This window comes from Streptomyces sp. WAC07094 (assembly GCF_036320405.1).
Lineage (GTDB): Bacteria > Actinomycetota > Actinomycetes > Streptomycetales > Streptomycetaceae > Streptomyces > Streptomyces lannensis.
On the sequence record NZ_JAVMJZ010000001.1, the window covers coordinates 3,024,673 to 3,041,887 of the forward strand.

17 protein-coding genes are annotated in these 17,215 nt (G+C 71.1%); 5 read left to right on the forward strand and 12 right to left on the reverse strand.

The window, feature by feature from the left end; genetic code table 11:
- Positions 1-23: 23 nt before the first annotated feature.
- On the forward strand, positions 24-566 hold the full coding sequence (locus RCR19_RS13220; RefSeq protein ID WP_331265328.1) for a PPA1309 family protein: 543 nt from the start codon (positions 24-26) through the stop codon (positions 564-566).
- Positions 567-640: 74 nt separating this feature from the next.
- On the opposite strand, the gene RCR19_RS13225 is transcribed toward RCR19_RS13220, so the two are convergent.
- The 3 genes from RCR19_RS13225 to RCR19_RS13235 all read right to left on the reverse strand — a co-directional run bounded on the left by RCR19_RS13225 (position 641) and on the right by RCR19_RS13235 (position 3,969).
- Positions 641-1,738 (reverse strand): PDZ domain-containing protein, encoded by a 1,098-nt coding sequence (locus tag RCR19_RS13225; RefSeq protein WP_331265329.1) that lies wholly within the window; start codon positions 1,736-1,738, stop codon positions 641-643.
- Positions 1,739-2,149: 411 nt separating this feature from the next.
- Complete coding sequence (locus RCR19_RS13230) at positions 2,150-2,611, reverse strand: molybdenum cofactor biosynthesis protein MoaE (protein ID WP_331265330.1); 462 nt, start codon at positions 2,609-2,611, stop codon at positions 2,150-2,152.
- Positions 2,612-2,805: 194 nt separating this feature from the next.
- Positions 2,806-3,969 carry an SDR family oxidoreductase gene (locus tag RCR19_RS13235; protein WP_115976221.1) on the reverse strand — a complete coding sequence of 388 codons (1,164 nt, stop codon included), beginning with the start codon at positions 3,967-3,969 and terminating at the stop codon, positions 2,806-2,808.
- A gap of 191 nt (positions 3,970-4,160) precedes the next feature.
- Between RCR19_RS13235 and RCR19_RS13240 the strand changes: the two genes are divergently transcribed.
- Both RCR19_RS13240 and RCR19_RS13245 read left to right on the forward strand, forming a co-directional pair.
- Positions 4,161-5,603, forward strand: a complete 1,443-nt coding sequence (locus RCR19_RS13240) for a zinc-dependent metalloprotease (RefSeq protein WP_331265331.1) — start codon at positions 4,161-4,163, stop codon at positions 5,601-5,603.
- Positions 5,600-6,121 (forward strand): NUDIX hydrolase, encoded by a 522-nt coding sequence (locus tag RCR19_RS13245; protein WP_331265332.1) that lies wholly within the window; start codon positions 5,600-5,602, stop codon positions 6,119-6,121. Before RCR19_RS13240 ends, RCR19_RS13245 begins: the two co-directional genes overlap by 4 nt.
- Positions 6,122-6,179: 58 nt before the next feature.
- On the opposite strand, the gene RCR19_RS13250 is transcribed toward RCR19_RS13245, so the two are convergent.
- From RCR19_RS13250 to RCR19_RS13265, 4 genes are all read right to left on the reverse strand, one after another.
- Positions 6,180-6,935 (reverse strand): AIM24 family protein, encoded by a 756-nt coding sequence (locus RCR19_RS13250; RefSeq protein ID WP_331265333.1) that lies wholly within the window; start codon positions 6,933-6,935, stop codon positions 6,180-6,182.
- A gap of 17 nt (positions 6,936-6,952) precedes the next feature.
- A complete protein-coding gene (locus tag RCR19_RS13255) occupies positions 6,953-7,633 on the reverse strand; it encodes an AIM24 family protein (protein ID WP_331265334.1) in 681 nt (226 codons plus the stop codon).
- Between the two features lie 11 nt (positions 7,634-7,644).
- Entirely contained in the window at positions 7,645-9,336 is a 1,692-nt protein-coding gene (locus tag RCR19_RS13260; RefSeq protein WP_331265335.1) for a TerD family protein, read from the reverse strand.
- A 151-nt stretch (positions 9,337-9,487) separates the two neighbouring features.
- Positions 9,488-10,084 (reverse strand): M48 family metallopeptidase, encoded by a 597-nt coding sequence (locus RCR19_RS13265; RefSeq protein ID WP_220292637.1) that lies wholly within the window; start codon positions 10,082-10,084, stop codon positions 9,488-9,490.
- Positions 10,085-10,297: 213 nt separating this feature from the next.
- Between RCR19_RS13265 and RCR19_RS13270 the strand changes: the two genes are divergently transcribed.
- Together RCR19_RS13270 and RCR19_RS13275 are read left to right on the forward strand one after the other, a co-directional pair.
- The gene (locus RCR19_RS13270; protein ID WP_331265336.1) at positions 10,298-11,521 is read left to right on the forward strand and encodes a TOMM precursor leader peptide-binding protein; all 1,224 of its coding nucleotides are present in this window, start codon (positions 10,298-10,300) and stop codon (positions 11,519-11,521) included.
- On the forward strand, positions 11,514-12,875 hold the full coding sequence (locus RCR19_RS13275) for an AarF/ABC1/UbiB kinase family protein (RefSeq protein ID WP_331265337.1): 1,362 nt from the start codon (positions 11,514-11,516) through the stop codon (positions 12,873-12,875). Before RCR19_RS13270 ends, RCR19_RS13275 begins: the two co-directional genes overlap by 8 nt.
- 68 nt (positions 12,876-12,943) lie before the next feature.
- Here the strand turns inward: RCR19_RS13275 and RCR19_RS13280 are convergent, their stop codons facing one another.
- The 5 genes from RCR19_RS13280 to RCR19_RS13300 form a co-directional block, all read right to left on the reverse strand.
- The gene (locus tag RCR19_RS13280) at positions 12,944-13,168 is read right to left on the reverse strand and encodes a hypothetical protein (RefSeq protein ID WP_331265338.1); all 225 of its coding nucleotides are present in this window, start codon (positions 13,166-13,168) and stop codon (positions 12,944-12,946) included.
- 142 nt (positions 13,169-13,310) lie between these two features.
- Positions 13,311-13,637 carry a hypothetical protein gene (locus RCR19_RS13285; RefSeq protein WP_059128320.1) on the reverse strand — a complete coding sequence of 109 codons (327 nt, stop codon included), beginning with the start codon at positions 13,635-13,637 and terminating at the stop codon, positions 13,311-13,313.
- On the reverse strand, positions 13,634-14,002 hold the full coding sequence (locus RCR19_RS13290; RefSeq protein WP_019072119.1) for a WhiB family transcriptional regulator: 369 nt from the start codon (positions 14,000-14,002) through the stop codon (positions 13,634-13,636). Before RCR19_RS13290 ends, RCR19_RS13285 begins: the two co-directional genes overlap by 4 nt.
- 175 nt (positions 14,003-14,177) lie before the next feature.
- Positions 14,178-14,495 carry a hypothetical protein gene (locus tag RCR19_RS13295; protein ID WP_331265339.1) on the reverse strand — a complete coding sequence of 106 codons (318 nt, stop codon included), beginning with the start codon at positions 14,493-14,495 and terminating at the stop codon, positions 14,178-14,180.
- Positions 14,496-14,664: 169 nt separating this feature from the next.
- Positions 14,665-16,920, reverse strand: coding sequence for an ATP-dependent DNA helicase UvrD2 (locus RCR19_RS13300; RefSeq protein WP_331265340.1), 2,256 nt, complete (start codon positions 16,918-16,920; stop codon positions 14,665-14,667).
- Between the last annotated feature and the right edge of the window lie 295 nt (positions 16,921-17,215).

Genomic DNA, 17,215 nt, shown 5'->3' on the forward strand with positions numbered 1-17,215 from the left:
GAGAACGAGGCAGGATTGTGACCATGTCCAACACTCCCATGGCAGCGAACCCCCTCACCCGGGCCGTGCTCGAGATCGACGAGTACGCCTCCGGCCTCGGCTGGGACCAGCCCGCTCGCCTCTTCGCCCTCGTCGACACCACGCGGCTGCGGGCCCAGGAACCCCTGCTCGCGGCCCAGCTCGGTCTGGAGGAGGAGTCCGGGAACACCGGTCTCACCCCGGTCGAGCAGGACGAGATTCCCGCCGACCGCCCCCTGGACGAGTTCCTCGGCACCATCGCCTGGCCCGACGCGGTGGCCGGCTGCGCGCTCACCGTGGAGCGGCTGATGCTGCCGCCGTCCGCCGAGAACGCGGTCCCCGACGGCCTGGGCGAGAGGGAACTGGCGAAGTGGGTGGCCGGGCACCCGGACCGTCAGGAGGTGCGGATGACGGTGGCCGTCCTGCGGGACGGCACGCGGGAGTCGGCGCTGCGGCTGCGCGAGAAGGACTCCCCGACGGAGGTGCTGACGGGTCCTGACCTGGTGCCGGGTCTGGCGGATGCGTTGTCGGCGACGTTCGAGGAGTGAGCGCCGCCCGGACGTGACGAGGGGGCGCCCCGATGCCCCGGGGCGCCCCCTCGTCACGGCGTCGGCGGAAGGTGTCAGCCCTTAACCGAGCACTTCGGCAGGGCGGCGGTGTCGCCGGTGCGGATGTCCTTGAGGGCGTTCAGCGCGTCATCGATGGTGTCGACCTTGACGAGCGTGAGCCCGCCGGGGGTGTCCTTGGCCGCGGCCGCGCAGTTGTCCTTGGGCGTCAGGAAGTACTGGGCGCCCATGCTGCGCGCGCCGACGGTCTTCATCCCGATGCCGCCGATCGGACCGACCTTGCCGGCGTCGTCGATGGTTCCGGTGCCGGCCACGAACTTGCCGCCGGTGAGGCTGCCCGGGGTGAGCTTGTCGTAGATCCCGAGCGCGAACATCAGACCGGCGCTCGGTCCGCCGACGTCGGCGAGCTTGATGTCGATGGTGAACGGGAACGTGTGATCGGTCCCGGCGGAGATCCCCACGATGGCCCGCTGCTGGCCGCTGTCGTGGGACTTCGCCGTGGTGATCGTCACATCCTGCGTCTTGGTGGCCGTGGTGTGCGCCTTCTCGGCGGCGGCCTGTGCCTTCGCGGGGACGATCGTGAAGACCACGTTCTCGCCGGGCTTGTGCTTGGTGACCAGCTCGGCCACGTCGTCGGGCGCCTTCACTGCCGACCCGTCGACGGCCTTGATCACGTCCCCTGCGTGCAGCCTGCCCTCGGCGGGCGATCCCTTGAGCACCGTGGCGACGATCACCCAGGACTTCACGGGGACGTCGAGCTCCTTCAGGGCGGCGACCTTCGCGCTCTCCTGGGACTGGCTGAACTCCTCGGCGTTCTCCTGGGTGGACTGCTCCTCGGTCTTCCCGTCCGGGTAGAGCGTGTCGTGCGGGACGACCTTGCTGTCGTGCGCGAGCCATCCGTAGACGGCCTCGACCAGGTTCATGTTGTAGTCGGCGCTGGTGACCCGGACCGTGGTCATGTTCAGGTGCCCGGTCGTCGGATAGGTCTTGCGCCCGGAGATCTGCAGCACCGGCTCGCCGTCGTGCTCGTCGAGCGTGTTCACCGTCGGACCCGGGGACATCTCCGAGTACGGCACTTTGATGAACACCCCCGCGCACAGGAGCGCGATCAGCATCAGGGTCGACGCGAGCATCGTCGCGGTGCGGCGTGGCATGGAACGACAGTACGGGACGGTGCGGTAAGCGCACCGTCGGGGCCGTCCGTCCGGGCGGCCCGGGGGCCGTCAGCCGCCCGAGTGGGACTTCTCCATGGCCTCGCGGAATCGTGCGTATCCGGCGAGTTCGGATCCGTCGCCCGACACTTTCCCGTTGCGACTGGCCCAGGTACCCCACACTCCGGCACCGACAGCGGCCAAAAGCGGAATCAGCAACCAGGCGAGCGCCGCCATGCCGACCTCCCATCCCCATGAGCGACCGCAACTGACTGATCAGCAGATTAATCGTCTGCCATGTCAACGCTCACGCCAGGGGTACGGTTACGCAACCGGAATCCGGGTGCGGGGTCCACGACCCGATGGGTGGTACCGCCGTGGTCCGACTGGAGCCATGGGAGTCGGCCGTCGGGGTCAGCAGGCGCCGACCCACTCCTCGGTGCCGTCGGAGAACGTCTGGTGCTTCCAGATGGGCACCTCGTGCTTGAGGTCGTCGATCAGCTTGCGGCAGGCGTCGAAGGCCTCGCCGCGGTGGGGGCAGGCCACGGCCACGACGACGGCCAGGTCTCCGACGCTCAGATCCCCCACGCGGTGCACGGCCGCGAGCGCCCGTACGGGAAACTCTGCGACGACCTTCTCGGCGACCCGCCGCAGCTCGGCCTCGGCGCCGGGATGGGACGAATACGCCAGCTTGTCCACGTCGGCCCCGCCGTCGTGGTTGCGCACGGTCCCGACGAACAGCGCGGTCCCTCCGGCCGCGTCGTCCCCGACCGCCCTGAAGACCTCGTCGAGGGAGAGCGGGGCGTCGCGGACGGCGAGCAGCTTGATGGGGTCGTGCGCCGCCTGCTCACCGGGGTGATCGCTGTGGGAAGCCATGCCCCCATCGTGCCGTACACCGGGGACGGTGAGGAACGGTCGGTTCACCCGGCACACGCGCGTGGCCTTCGAAGCCTCCTACGGACGTCCGCGGGAGGGACCCCGACGTGCGAGGGGCGCGGCCACCGGGAAGGGGGCGGCGAAGGGCCCACCGGGTCGCACCGCCGGAGCCCGCCCCGGCGTACCCGCGGGCCTCAGGCGCGGCGCCGCGCCTTCCGTGCCCGCCGCACCACCGCGGCCGCGCCGAGCAGCGCGACCGTCGCACCCGCGGCCCCCGCCGCCGTCGCGTCCTTGCGTCCGAGCCGCCGGCCCGCCACGGTGTGCCGCCCGGACACCTCCTCCAGCAGCTCCGCGAGGACCTCCTCGTTCGTCCACTGCGGACGCCACCCCGCGTCGTGCAGCCGGCTCCCGCTCACCACCCAGGGGTACATCGTGTACGCCAGGTCCCCCGCGGGTGAGGGCGTGAGGCCGATCCGGTGAAGCCGCGCCGCCGCACCCAGGGCGACCGCGGACGGCAGCTCCATCCGCCGGATCCCGCTGAGCTCCTCGACCTCCTCCTGCTCCAGCCATCCGTCGCATCCGACGGCCAGTTCCCCCTCCACCTTCTCCAGGACGGCGTACTCGAGGGCGCTGCACAGGTCCTCGACGTGGCAGAACTGCCAGGCGGGCCTCGATCCCGCCACCACCAGCAGCCGGGGTGACTCGAAGTACCTGGTCAGCGCGGTGTCGGTGCCCCCGACCAGGACGGCTGGCCGGACGACGGTGACGTTGAGCCCGGGATGGGCCCGCGGCGCCCGGCGGGCGAGCCGCTCGATCTCCAGCAGGTCCCCGACGCCGGTCGCCTCCGCGGTCGCCCGCAGCTCGGCGTCCTCGGCGAGCGGCAGCTCGTTCTCCGGCAGCGCCCCGTACACCATCGCGGACGTGCAGAGCACGACCCGGTGCACCCCGGCCGCAGCGGCGGCCGTCAGCACGGTCTGCGTCCCCCGGACGTTGTACGCCGTGCGCGCCGCGGTGTCCGTCTCCAGATCGAGGTCGAGGGCCAGGTGCACCACCACGTCGGCGCCCCGCAGCTTCTCCGCGATCGCCGGGTCCCTCACGTCCAGGATGTGCCACTGGGCGGCCGCGCACTCCCCGCGCCGCTCGTCGATGGCCACGACCTGCTTGATCTCGTCCGAGGCGGCGAGCTGCTCGGTGAGCAGCGCGCCCACGCCGGACGCCGCGCCGGTGACGGCGACGACGGGGCCGCGGACCCCGGAGGACTCGCCGGTACGCTGCGGTGCCGCATGCGGGCGGTCGCCGGGCGACGTGCGGGTCGAATGGTTTCGCGCTGCGCGAACCTGCGGATCTGGGGAACTCACCGGGCGTCTCCAGCGGTTGTCTTCAGTACGAACGCGAAGCACGCGTGCAAACCAGTTGGCATCCATCCTGCCGCAGGCCAGGTGTCGGCGAAGCACCCAGGCCCGATCGGGCCCGGGTGTCTACGCTGGGTGGTGTTGTCGGGCAGCCAGCCGCCGGAAGGAACCGGTGGCCTTACCAGCCGAGGAATCCCGTGAGTGACACCCCATTCGGATTCGGCCTTCCGCCGGAGGAGCCGGAGAACGGCGACGAGGGCAAGAAGAAGGACCAGGAGAGCGGTGGTGGTCAGGGTCCGGCCAACCCGTTCGGATTCGGGTCGCCCGGAGCCGGTGGTGCCGGCGCCGACAACCCGCTCGCCGCGATGTTCGGATCCCTGAACCCCACCGACCTGGGAGCCGCCTTCCAGCAGCTCGGGCAGATGCTCTCCTACGAGGGCGGCCCGGTGAACTGGGACATGGCCAAGCAGATCGCCCGCCAGACGGTCTCCCAGGGCACCCAGGACGGCACGAAGGACGCGAGTGTGAGCCCCGGCGAGCGCTCCTCCGTGGAGGATGCCGTCCGCCTGGCCGACCTGTGGCTCGACGACGCGACCTCGCTGCCGTCCGGCGCCGCCTCCGCCGTGGCCTGGAGCCGGGCGGAGTGGGTGGAGGCGACCCTTCCGGTCTGGAAGGACCTCGTCGACCCGGTCGCCGAGCGCGTCGGCGCGGCCATGGGCGACGTCCTGCCGGAGGAGATGCAGGCCATGGCGGGCCCGCTGATCGGCATGATGCGCTCCATGGGCGGCGCCATGTTCGGTACGCAGATCGGGCAGGCCGTCGGCGTGCTCGCGGGCGAGGTCGTCGGCTCGACCGACATCGGCCTGCCGCTCGGGCCGGCCGGCAAGGCCGCGCTGCTGCCGCTGAACATCGAGGCGTTCGGCAAGGACCTGGGCATCCCCAAGGACGAGGTGCGGCTGTATCTGGCCCTGCGCGAGGCCGCACACCAGCGCCTGTTCGCGCACGTGCCGTGGCTGCGCTCCCATCTGTTCGGGGCGGTCGAGGGTTACGCGCGCGGCATCAAGGTGGACACGGCCAAGCTGGAGGACGTGGTCGGCCAGTTCGACCCGCAGAACCCCGAAGAGCTGCAGCAGGCACTCCAGCAGGGCATGTTCCAGCCGGAGGACACCCCGGAGCAGAAGGTGGCCCTGGCCCGTCTGGAGACGGCGCTCGCGCTCGTCGAGGGCTGGGTGGACGCGGTGGTGCACGCGGCGGCGAAGCCCCGCCTGTCGTCCGCGGACGCGCTGCGCGAGACCCTGCGCCGCCGCCGCGCCACGGGCGGCCCGGCCGAGCAGACGTTCGCGACGCTGATCGGACTGGAGCTGCGCCCGCGTCGGCTGCGGGACGCCTCCCGGCTGTGGGCGTCGCTCACGGACGCGCGCGGCGTCGACGGCCGGGACGGCCTGTGGGCCCACCCGGACATGCTGCCGACCGCCTCCGACCTGGACGACCCCGACGGCTTCGTGCACCGGGAGCAGCTGGACTTCTCCGAGCTGGACAAGATGCTCGGTGAGGCCGCGGGCGGCTCTGCCGGGAAGCCCGACCTGACGAAGAAGGACGACGCCGAGGACGGCGGGGCCAAGGACGACGACGCCGAGTGAGCCTCCACGACGACGCGGTCCTCGTCCTGAAGGGGTACGAGGACCAGGAGGAACTGCGCGGCATCTACCTGGAGCATCTTCGGACGCACCCGGACGGCATGTGGAAGGCCTGCGAGGACGGCCACATCACGGCGAGCGCCATGGTGATCGACCCCGAAGGCGGCCGCGTGCTGCTGACGCTCCACGGGAAGCTGCGGATATGGCTGCAGATGGGCGGTCACTGCGAGCCGGAGGACCCGGACCTCGCCTCCGCGGCGCTGCGGGAGGCGACCGAGGAGTCCGGCATCGAGGGGCTGACCCTGCTGCCCGGCGGCCCGGTGCGCCTGGATCGCCATCACACGCCGTGTGCCTGGCATCTTGATGTGCAGTACGCGGCGCTCGCACCGGCAGGGGCTCTCGAGGCGATCAGCGACGAATCGCTGGACCTGCGCTGGTTCCCCTACGGCGAGGTGGCGGACGTGGCGGACAAATCGGTCGTACTGCTCATGGAAGCGACCAGGCGGAGGCTCGGCGTCTGAGCCCGGGGACGGATGGGGCGACCCACGTCTGCGGTCGCCCCCGCCCCGTCCTCCACGGTCAGCTCCAGACGTTGCCCTGGTTCTGGCCGCGCGCCCCCTGCTGGCCCATGCCGTACTGGGCGCGCAGCCCCTGCCCGATCACCGCGTTCTGCGGCGGCAGCAGTTCGCTGGGCTGGACGAGCGCGAAGCCGCTGCCCATGAAGCTGAGCTCCCAGCCCTCACCGGTGTTGCCGCGCCGGCGCCACACTCCCGAGGAGTGCGTCTGGGCCTGCATCTGCACCCGCAGGCCGGTCGACCAGGCGACGATCGCGTCGGCGTCGCAGTTGACGTACTTGTCCGGCGTGACCTGCATCAGCAGGGGGGCACCCGACGTCATCAGCGCGACCTTGCCACGGCCGGTGATGTTGAGCTGGTACTTGCCCGAGCCGGAGATGCCGTACTGGCTGTCCACGGCGATGACCTCGTGGTGCAGCGAGGAGTCCATCGCCAGGACGTAACTGCTGTCGACGGTCAGCCCGTCCTGCTCGACGTCCATGATGTGCGCATGCTGGGCGAGGTTGGCGAGGTAGACCGTGCCCTGCCCGTGACAGCGCATCAGGTCCAGGCCCTCCCCCGTGTACGCCCGGGCACGGTGCTGGCCGCCGCTCTGGTACTCGGCGTCGAACTCGACGAGCCCCTGGTAGGCGACCATCGTGCCCTTGCGGGCCAGGACGTCGTCGTGGCCCGCCAGCAGGACGCGCAGCATCTGCGAGTTCTGCAGGCTGTAGCGCTCCTGGGTCTGCTGCTCGTTGTAGCCGAAAAGCGTGCTCTGCATGATGTGCGACTTCCCCCTCAGCCCCGGAACCGGAGGCGGTCGGTGCTGTCCTCGCTGGGCTGGACGACGACGATGCCCTGCCCGGAGAACGCCATCTGGTACGCCTCTCCACTGCCGCGCCCGATCAGCGACTGCGCCTTGAAGCTGCGCTTGCCCTTCACCTTCAGGTTCGGCGACCAGGCCACGAGGGCGTCGGGGTCGACATAGGTCTCGTCCTCGCCGCCGCCGCAGTCGACGACGATCGGTTCGCCCCGGGAGGTCAGCGCGACCCAGCCCTGACCGGAGATCTTGGTGTTCCACAGGCCCTGCCCGGCGAACTTGGCGAGCCCCTTGACGCGTTCGACACCCCACTGCAGATTCGCGTCGAAGGCGAGCAGATTGGTGGCGTTGACGGAGATCGCCTCTCCGGCCAGGTTGATGACGACGACGTTCGCCCCGTAGTCGGCGAGGTAGAGCAGTCCGTCGCCGGAGCACTTCATCAGGGGCGCGCCCTCGCCGGTGATCCAGTCCCGGGCGATCTGACGTACCGCGGGCGGGTTGGGCTCGTACTGGATGAACCCTTCGTAGGCGATCATCGACCCCACGCGCGCGAGGAGGTCGTTTCCGGTCTGCATGGCGACCTTCAGCATGTGGCTGCCGTGGTTCTCCATGCGGGCGCCGACGGGTGCGGGAGCGAAGCCCGCGAGCGGCTGGTTCATGACGGGCTCCCTCAGACCTCGTAGGGCTGGACGACGACGAAGCTGCCGGGCGCCGCCCGGAACTGGAGGTTGACGCTCTCCCCGGTGTCGCCGGGGTACGCGTTGCGGCGCATCCGCACCTGGCTGGAGACGACCACCTGGGCGGCGGCCGACCAGGCGACGACGGCGTTGCAGTCGGCGAACGTCGTCGGGGTGACGGGCAGCACCACGGGAGCCCCGTGCGTCTTCACCACGATCGTGCCCGTGCCCTGGAACTGCATCGTGAACAGGGCTCCACCGGGGATGCCGTGCCCTTCGATACGGCGGACCTCGTACTGGAGGGACTCGTCGAAGGCGAGGACGTTCTCCGCGGAGACGCAGATCGCGTCGCCCTGGAGCTCGATCGGGTGCAGATGGGTGGCGTTCTCCGCGAGGAACACCTGGCCGTGTCCCGTGCAGCGCATGAGCTGCATCTCCTGGCCGGTCGCGTTGCCCACGATCCGCCCGGCGAAGCCCGCGCCCTTGTAGCCGAAGTCGACCTTGCCCTGGTACAGCACCATGCTGCCCTGCCGCGCCAGCACGGGCTGACCGCCGATACCGAGGTCGACGCGGACCAGCTTCTTGTTCTGCTGGGTCCACCGCTGCCCGGTCGGCGTCTCCTTGAAGGCCTGCAACGCGCCGGCCACCCCGGCGGCCTGCGGGACCTGCGGGGCCTGCTGGGGAACTCCGTACGCGGAGGGTGTCGCCGGCGCACCGGGGTGCTGTCCCGGAACCTGTCCGTACGGCGGCTGCTGACCGTAGCCGGGGGGCGCGGACGGGGCCTGCTGGCCGTAGCCGGGCGGCAGCGGCGCGGACGGCTGACCGCCGTAGCCGGGCGGCGGGCCGGGCTGCCCCAGCGGCTGGGCGTAGGGTGCGGGACCCGGCGGCGGCACCGCCCCACCGGGGGGTGTGGTCAGGGGCGCGATGATGGTCGGCGCGGTATGCACGGAGGGCGCCGGAGCGGGGGCCGGCGGCGCGGGCGTCGGCGGCGGCACAAAGCCCTGCGGTGCGGACTGCGGCTGCTGCGGCGCCGGTGCGGGGGGCGGAACGGGCGCGGACGGTGCGGCGAACGCGGGAGGCGCGGCGGCCTGGGCGGGCGGGGCGAACCCCGGGGCGGCACCGGACTGCGGCTGCTGCGGCGGCGCCGGGGTCTCCTCCTCGAGGGCCTCGCCGCCGAAGTTCTTCAGCAGCGCATCGAGGCCGCCGTCGAAGCCCTGGCCGACCGCGGCGAACCGCCAGACGTCCTTCAGATAGAAGTCGCCCAGCATGACGGCGCGTTCGGTGGAGAACTCCGAGCCGTTGAAGGAGTACCGGGCGACCTCCTCGCCACCGGCGACGATCCGCAGGTATCCGGGAGCGACCTGCGACATCTGCCCGGCGCCGTCGATCGTCGCCGTGAACGACAACTTCTGGATCTGCGACGGGATCCTGTCCAGCGTCACCCGGAAGGACTCCGTGTCGCCCGCCTGGGCACCGAGGAGCTGAATGGACTCCTCCGGCGTCTTCGGCTGGTTGAAGAAGACGAAGTACCGGTCGTCCGAGAGCCGTTCGTCTGCGTCCAGACCGAAGCAGCTGATGTCGAAGCTCAGTCCGGGTCCGGTGATCTGCACACCTACATACAGATCCGTGCCCGCGGTGAGGTCACTGATCCTGGCCTTGTGGCCGCGTTGGAATTCCCTGGCCATGCGTAACGACCGTCCCCCATCCCGAATGTGAGTGCGTCGCGTCAGGCTAACCGGAAACGCCCGGAACGGACGCGGCCGGTACAGACCCGGTACACAACCGCTTCCCCGACGGCACCGGGCACCCTCCGAGCGGCGTCCGCCAGATTGCCGACTACTCCTCGGCGGGGGCGGGCTGGTGCGGCAGCCGGTCGGCGGCGACCACTCCCTCGAGGTAACCGCGGGCACGCTCCGTGCGCGGATACGCCTCCAGCAGCCGCCAGAAGCGCGGCCCGTGACCCGGCACGAGCAGATGTGCGAGCTCGTGCAGCAGCACATAGTCGACGACGTACTCGGGCATGCCCTGCAACCGGTGCGACAGACGGATGCTGCCCTCGGCCGGTGTGCACGAGCCCCAGCGTGTGTTCTGGTTGGTGACCCAGCGCACCGAGGTCGGTCGCGCCCGCCCGCCGAAGTACTGCTCGGAAAGCCGCTCGGCGCGCGACGCCAGCTCGGTGTCGCCGATCACCCGCTTGCTCTCCTGGGCCGCCAGCTTGGCGAGCATGACCGTCACCCAGCGCTGCTCCTCCGCCTCGGACATACGGGCAGGGATGAGCACGACGGTGCGATCTCCCTCGCGGTACGCGGACACCGTCCGGCGGCGGCGCGCGCTCCTGCGTACCTCGATCGCGCTCGCCCCCGAGCCGCTCGGCGGCAGGCTGGTCGTGCTGCGCTGTGGCGTTCCGGCGCGGTGCAGTGGGTCGGCGGACACGCCCCGACGTTACCTGCTCAGCACCGGGGAAGTCCCGCCCCCGGTACGGATCCCTGCCGATCCGCGACCCGCGCGCTTGACTTGTACGACCAATCCACCCGCCTGTGGACAACTTTCCGCACGCCCCCGCCCTCCCCAGGCATGCTGTCCCCCATCGACAGACCGCAACATCCACCACCCAACGCTGACACATCACTACAAAGGGGGCTGCTCATGCATCCGCTGGTGAAGCCCGCGCTGCGGCGCGGCTGGCGCGATCTGAACACCGTGCAGTTCGGGATGGCACCCGCGCACGCCATGGTCCTCGGCCCCATGGACACCCAGACAGGCAGCTTTCTCGACCTGCTCGACGGCACCCGCGGGCTGCCGCTGCTGCGCGAGGAGGCCCAGCGCGCGGGCCTGCCCGAGGGCCATGTCGACGCACTCGTCGACAACCTCAGCACCGCGGGACTGCTCGACGACGCCACCGGTGGCGGCCCCCGGGCGCAGGACCTGCGCGCCAGGACGGGAGTCCTCGACCGCCTCCGTCCCGATCTGGCCTCCCTGTCACTGACCACCCGCGCACCGGGTGAAGCCGCCCGGCGCCTGGCCGCGCGTCGCTGTCTGCGGATCCAGGTGCGAGGCGCGGGCCGCGTCGGAGCCGTCCTCGCCGCACTGCTCGCAGGCGCGGGCGTCGGCGAGGTCGACGTCCGCGACACCGGCCACGTCGAGCCGTGGGACGTGGCACCGGGCGGACTGCCGGCCGACTCCGTCGGCGAGCGACGGGAGGACGCGGCCCGCCGCGCGGTACGCGGCGCCGCCCCCGGCCGGCCACCGCGCCGGCAGAAGCCCTCGCGGCGCTCCCCCCACGACGAACCGGCCCCGGCCCACTCCCTCGTGATCATCACCCCGCGCGACGGCGTCGACATCCACGCGCCCGACCCGTTCACCGCCGAACCGCTCATCACCTCGGGGACGCCTCATCTGTACGCCGGCGTCGTCGAGGGCACAGGAGTCGTCGGCCCCTTCGTCCTCCCGGGCGAGACGAGCTGCGCGGGCTGCCTCCACCAGGGCCGCACCGACCGGGACGAGACCTGGCCGCGCCTGGTCGCGCAATGGCGCTCCGGACGCGCCCCGCAGGTCCAGCCGTGCGATCTCGCGCTGGCCATCGCCGTCGCAGGCATCGCCGCCTGCCATGCGCTTGCCTTCCTGGACGGCCACATGCCCTCCAGCGCGAGTGCCCGCTGGGAAGCCTCCGTGCCCGGACTCGACTGGCATGCGCGACCTGTCTGGCCCCACCCCGCATGCCCGTGCGGCGCGGCGGAGAGAGGTAAAGGGGAACGCACCTCAAAGGACGCGGAGCCGCACGAGACAATGGCGGAGCAACGGCCGCCGAGAAATCTGTCCCGCAAGGCACACGCGGCACGGCTGTCTGGGACTTGGAGGGCGCATGTCTGATCTTCCCCGGAAGGCGGTCACCCGGACCGCCAAGCTCGCCGCGCTCCCGCTCGGCTTCGCCGGCCGGGCGACCTGGGGACTCGGCAAACGGATCGTGGGCGAATCCGCGGAGCTCGTCGGCCGGGAACTCCAACAGCGCACCGCCGAGCAGCTGTTCAAGGTGCTCGGCGAGCTGAAGGGCGGCGCGATGAAGTTCGGGCAGGCCCTGTCCGTCTTCGAGTCGGCGCTCCCCGAGGAGGTCGCCGGACCCTACCGCGCCGCCCTGACCAAACTTCAGGAAGCGGCCCCGCCGATGCCCACGCGCACCGTGCACGGTGTGCTGAAGGAGCGCCTCGGCGACGACTGGCACGAGCTGTTCCTGGAGTTCGAGGACAAGCCCGCGGCAGCGGCCTCGATCGGCCAGGTGCACCGCGCGGTGTGGCACGACGGGCGCGAGGTCGCGGTCAAGGTGCAGTACCCGGGCGCGGGCGACGCCCTGCTCTCCGACCTGAGCCAGCTCAGCCGCTTCGCCCGTCTCCTCGGCCCCCTGATCCCCGGCATGGACATCAAGCCGCTCATCGCGGAGCTGCGCGACCGGGTCTCCGAGGAACTGGACTACGGCCTGGAGGCCCAGGCCCAGCAAGCGCACGCGGAGGAATTCGCGGGCGACCCGGACGTGATGGTCCCGGCTGTGGTCCACCAGTGCGACCAGGTCCTGGTGACGGAATGGGTCGAGGGCATACCGCTGTCCGAGGTGATCTCCGACGGCACCCAGGAACAGCGGGACCGCGCGGGTCAGCTGCTGGCCCGCTTTCTCTTCTCGGGCCCGGCCCGCACGGGCCTGCTGCACGCCGATCCGCACCCGGGCAACTTCCGCCTGCTGCCGGGGTCCGGCGACAGCACCCAAAAGGAGCAGTGGCGGCTGGGTGTCCTGGACTTCGGCACCGTCGACCGGCTGCCGGGCGGCCTGCCCGCCCCCATCGGCGACTCCCTGCGCATGACGCTGGAGGGCGACGCCCAATCGGTCTATGAACTCCTGTGCGAAGAGGGCTTTGTGAAGGAGTCCATCGAACTCGATCCCGACGCGGTGCTCGACTATCTCCTCCCGATCATCGAACCGGCCCAGGCCGACGAGTTCACCTTCACCCGAGGCTGGATGCGCAGCCAGGCGGCCCGGATCGCGGACCCGCGCTCCCCCGCCTACCAGTTGGGCAAGCGGCTGAACCTGCCCCCGGCGTACCTGCTCATACACCGGGTGACACTGAGCACGATCGGCGTGCTGTGCCAGCTCGGCGCGACGGTCCGCCTGCGGGACGAGCTGGAGGAGTGGCTGCCGGGCTTCCTGCCCGAGGAGGAGCAGGCCGCGGAGGCGTGACTTGGGCTGCTCGGGTTTGTGTGGGGGGGGAGGGGTGGGGGCGGGGGGAGGCCCCCACAAGAAGCGCCCTACCACCAGGCCGAGTCCAGCCGCCCCTCGATCGCCCTGATGTTGTCCCGGGCGCAGTTGTCGCAGAAGTACTGACGGACGCCGTTCTCCACGGAGCAGGTCCAGGTGAGCCGGGGACCGTCGGCCCGGGTGCCGCATCGGGCACACACGGGGTGCTGGGTCCGCGCGGTGTCCGGCCGCCGTGCGGATCCGCTGTTGTCACTGTCCCCGGGAAGACTCGTCACCCTTGTGACGATATCGCCGCCGGGCTCGTTCGGCGCAGACAACGCACCGCGGGGGCCGGTCCCTTCGGACCGGCCCCCGCGAGACTTTCCGGCTGCCGACGGTGAGCGTCGGTCTACCGCGTGCCGACGGTGAACGTCGGAGCTAGTGCATGACGGCCATGGCGAGCGCACGGCGGGCGCGCATCGAGGCGCGCTCGGCCCGGCGCTGCATCCGGCGGGCCATCGCCAGGCGCACGGCCTGGCGTTCCCGCTCGGCCTCATGCAGTCGCTCGTGCATATGCGCACGAGCCAGGGCTTCTGGAATGAGTTGCATCTCTCGGGTCCTGTTCTGGCGCGAGGCGTTGTCCGCACCGCTGGTGGTGAAGTCTGGAATCGCGGAGCCGGTGGGCTCGCTGACGGACTGCTTCATCGGGGCCTGCTTCTTGGGGTCGTGCGTGAGGGGGCGATCGATCGTTCCGGTGGTGTTCATGCCGTGACCGGGTTCTTCCTCGGGCGGCCACGCGGCCGCTTCCGGGCGACGACGACACCCTGGACGAACAGCTCGCCGCCCCAGACGCCCCAGGGCTCACGCCGCTCCTTGGCGCCGGCGAGGCAGGCCTCGATCAGCGGGCAGGTGCGGCAGAGGGACTTGGCGTACTCGACGTCGGCCGGCGACTCGGCGAAGAAGACCTCCGGGTCGTAGGAGCGGCAGGGGACGGGTACGCCGAGGTTCTCGATGGCGTCGTCGAGCGCGGTGAGCGCAGTGAGCGGGGTCAAGGTGGAGTCCTCCGTGAGGCCGGGCGGGGGGATCGTTTCCGAAGGCGGTACGGACGGGGCGTGCGCTTCGAGTTGCACGGCTGGTTTTCCTCGTCTGGTCGTTCCGGCCCTGTTGGGCCGGGTGTCGGCTTGGTACCGGGTTCTTTCTTGTCCCGAGGCCCCTTCGCTCTGCCGTCCCCGTTCGGGGAAAACAGAAGGGCCGCGGATCCCGGGTGGGGTTCCGCGGCCCTGAAGGCGCCGGCCTGATCGGCGATCAGGCTGGATCACTCCAGGGTTCTGGCCCACGGAAGGCCCACATCAGGTGGTGCTGCGTCTGCTTGCGGAATCCGGCACCGGCCGCCGCGAAGGCATAGGCCTGTGCCTGTGCCGCTACTGCTTCCAGTGCCTTGGTCGGTCGCTCATTGCGCTCTCGCACGGGCAGGCCCGCGAGAGACGGGGAGGACGCCGGACGCGCGGCACGAATGCCGGACAGACCGGTGCCCAGGTCGAAGGCGCCGAGCATGCACGTGGAGACGACCGAGGGATCGGTCACTTTGGCAGTGCTGACAGAACTGGTCTGAATGCTGATCACTTCAATCGCCTCCTCTCGGCGCCTCGGGGGGCCGGCGTCTGCCGGTCCGACGGATAGGTAGGTAAGTACAACACGGAATCAGGGCCTCCGAGAAGGCCGCCGCTCCCGTGGTTTAGAACCTATGGGGATTGCTGGGGCATGCGCAAACTATTTTTTCGACGAGTTCGTCTCAGCCGCCGTTGTCCTCTTCCGCGAGGTCGCGGCCCGCGCAGAGAGCCAGGACATCTGCCCCATAGCGGTTGAGCTTGCGGGCTCCGACCCCTGGGACGCGCGCCAGTTCACCCGGGTCCCCGGGGGCGGTTTCGGCGATGGCGACGAGGGTCCGGTCGGTGAAGACGCAGAACGCGGGCTGACCGCTGCGCTGTGCCTGCACCGCCCGCCATGCGCGCAGCCGCTCGTAGAGGCCCTCGTCCATGTCGGACGGGCAGTCGTCGCAGCGCATCAGTTTCATCTCGCCGGCGTCGGACAGGGTGCGTCCGCAGACCCGGCAGCGGGCCGGGGTCCGGTTGGTGCGTCGCGGGGCGGGGGTGGTGCCGGCGGTGCTGAAGCCTCGTTCGACGCCTCCGCGGCCGCCGGTGGCCGCGCGTCCGGCGGTGCCGGAGGAGCCGGGGCGCAGTCCGTCGAGGAAGCGGCTGGGCCGCCGGTTGGGCCGGCCGCCGGGTGACCGGGACAGGGCCCAGGAGAGGTGGAGGTGTTCTCTGGCGCGGGTGACGCCGACGTAGAGGAGGCGGCGTTCCTCTTCGACCTGTTCGTCCGTACGGGCGTAGGTGATCGGCATCATGCCCTCGGCGACGCCGACGACAAAGACGGCGTCCCATTCCAGGCCCTTGGCCGAGTGCAGCGAGGCGAGGGTGACGCCCTGCACGGTCGGGGCGTGCTGGGCACCTGCCCGTTCGTCCAGTTCCGCCACGAGGTCGGCGAGGGTGGCGCCCGCTTTGGCCGCGGCGAAGTCCTGGGCGAGGTTCACGAGTGCGGCCAGGGATTCCCATCGTTCCCTGACGGCTCCCGAACCCGCGGGGGGTGTGGGTGTCCAGCCTTCTCCGGAGAGGACGGCGCGCACTTGGGAGGGGAGGTCCACGGCGTCGTCGAGGAGGGTGTCGTTGGTGCCGAAGCGGGCGGCGCCGCGCAGGGCGATGCCCGCTTTGCGCACCTCGGGTCGGTCGAAGAACCGTTCGGCGCCACGGAGCTGGTAGGGGATTCCGGCGTCCGCGAGGGCCTGTTCGTAGGTCTCGGACTGGGAGTTGGTGCGGAACAGGATCGCGATCTCCGCCGGTGGTACGCCGGTGGCGAGCAGGTCGCGGATGCGGCGGGCGGCACCTTCGGCTTCGGCGGGCTCGTCGGCGTATTCGGTGTAGAGGGGGTCGGGGCCTGCGGCGCGCTGGGAGATCAGTTCGAGTCGGTGGTCGGCCGCTCGGCCCCGGGCCTGGGCGAGGAGGCCGTTGGCGAGGTGGACGACCTGGGGTGAGGAGCGGTAGTCGCGGACGAGCTTGACGACGGTGGCCCCGGGGTGGCGGGTGCGGAAGTCGAGGAGGTGGTCGGGGGTGGCGCCGGTGAAGGAGTAGATGGTCTGGCTGGCGTCGCCGACGACGCAGAGGCTGTCGCGGTCGCCGAGCCAGAGTTCCAGCAGGCGCTGCTGGAGCGGGCTGACGTCCTGGTATTCGTCGACGACGAAGTGCTGGTACTGGGCGCGGACCTCGTCGGCGATGTCGTGCCGGTCCTGGAGGATGCCGACGGTGAGCAGGAGGACGTCCTCGAAGTCGATGACGGCGCGGTCGCGCTTGAGGTCCTCGTACGCGGCGTAGAGCTGGGCGATCTCGGCGGGGTCGCGGGGGACATCGCGGCCCGATTTGACGGCAGCGGCGGCGTAGTCGGCGGGGACGGTCTGGGTGACCTTGGCCCATTCGATTTCGGCGGCCGCGTCACGCAGTTCGTTGCGGTCGAGGCGGATGCGGCAGGCGGCGGCCGCGTCGGCGACGATCTGGATCTTGCGATCGATGATCTTGGGGATGCCGCCGCCGACGGCTTTCGGCCAGAAGTACTGGAGCTGGCGCAGGGCGGCGGAGTGGAAGGTGCGGGCCTGGACGCCGGTGGCGCCGAGCTGGCGCAGGCGGCCGCGCATCTCGCCCGCGGCGCGGTTGGTGAAGGTGACGGCGAGCACGCTGGAGGGCTGGAGCACGCCGGAGCGGACTCCGTAGGCGATGCGGTGGGTGATGGCGCGGGTCTTGCCGGTGCCTGCGCCTGCCAGTACGCACACCGGACCGCGCAGAGCGGTCGCCACTTCGCGCTGCTCGGGGTCGAGCCCGTCGAGCACCGCGTCGGCCGAGTCCGGAACCTGCGGGAAGAGGGTGGAGTGCGTTGCTGCTGTCACCCCGCCATGCTGCCAGGTCGGCGGAGACGGGTGCGGCGGTTGTCCACAGGCAGGCACATTCAGTCGTATTAGTGCGGCAGCAGAGCCGGTCGTCGATGTGCCGGGCGGTGCCGTTCGCCGCAGCTGACGCAGGCGCTCACTGCGGCAGGCGGGGACGTTCGCCGCAGCGCACGCCGCCGCTCGCTCACCTGGTGGCACCGCTCCTCACCACGGTGGGTGTCATCGCTCGCCGGGGCCGCTCTTCGTCACCGTGGGGACGGGGGCGTGCGCGCCGGGTGGCGGGAATGGTGGAAGGTTCACATACGTTGCCTTCACTGCGACCATGCATACCGAGCCGTAGAGGAGCGCGACA

Coding starts and splice junctions, on each gene's coding strand:
- RCR19_RS13255 (WP_331265334.1), bottom strand. CDS start 7,633: ATGAACCAGCCGCTCGCGGGCTTCGCTCCCGCACCCGTCGGCGCCCGC.
- RCR19_RS13270 (WP_331265336.1), top strand. CDS start 10,298: ATGCATCCGCTGGTGAAGCCCGCGCTGCGGCGCGGCTGGCGCGATCTG.
- RCR19_RS13250 (WP_331265333.1), bottom strand. CDS start 6,935: ATGCAGAGCACGCTTTTCGGCTACAACGAGCAGCAGACCCAGGAGCGC.
- RCR19_RS13275 (WP_331265337.1), top strand. CDS start 11,514: ATGTCTGATCTTCCCCGGAAGGCGGTCACCCGGACCGCCAAGCTCGCC.
- RCR19_RS13260 (WP_331265335.1), bottom strand. CDS start 9,336: ATGGCCAGGGAATTCCAACGCGGCCACAAGGCCAGGATCAGTGACCTC.
- RCR19_RS13230 (WP_331265330.1), bottom strand. CDS start 2,611: ATGGCTTCCCACAGCGATCACCCCGGTGAGCAGGCGGCGCACGACCCC.
- RCR19_RS13285 (WP_059128320.1), bottom strand. CDS start 13,637: ATGAACACCACCGGAACGATCGATCGCCCCCTCACGCACGACCCCAAG.
- RCR19_RS13220 (WP_331265328.1), top strand. CDS start 24: ATGTCCAACACTCCCATGGCAGCGAACCCCCTCACCCGGGCCGTGCTC.
- RCR19_RS13225 (WP_331265329.1), bottom strand. CDS start 1,738: ATGCCACGCCGCACCGCGACGATGCTCGCGTCGACCCTGATGCTGATC.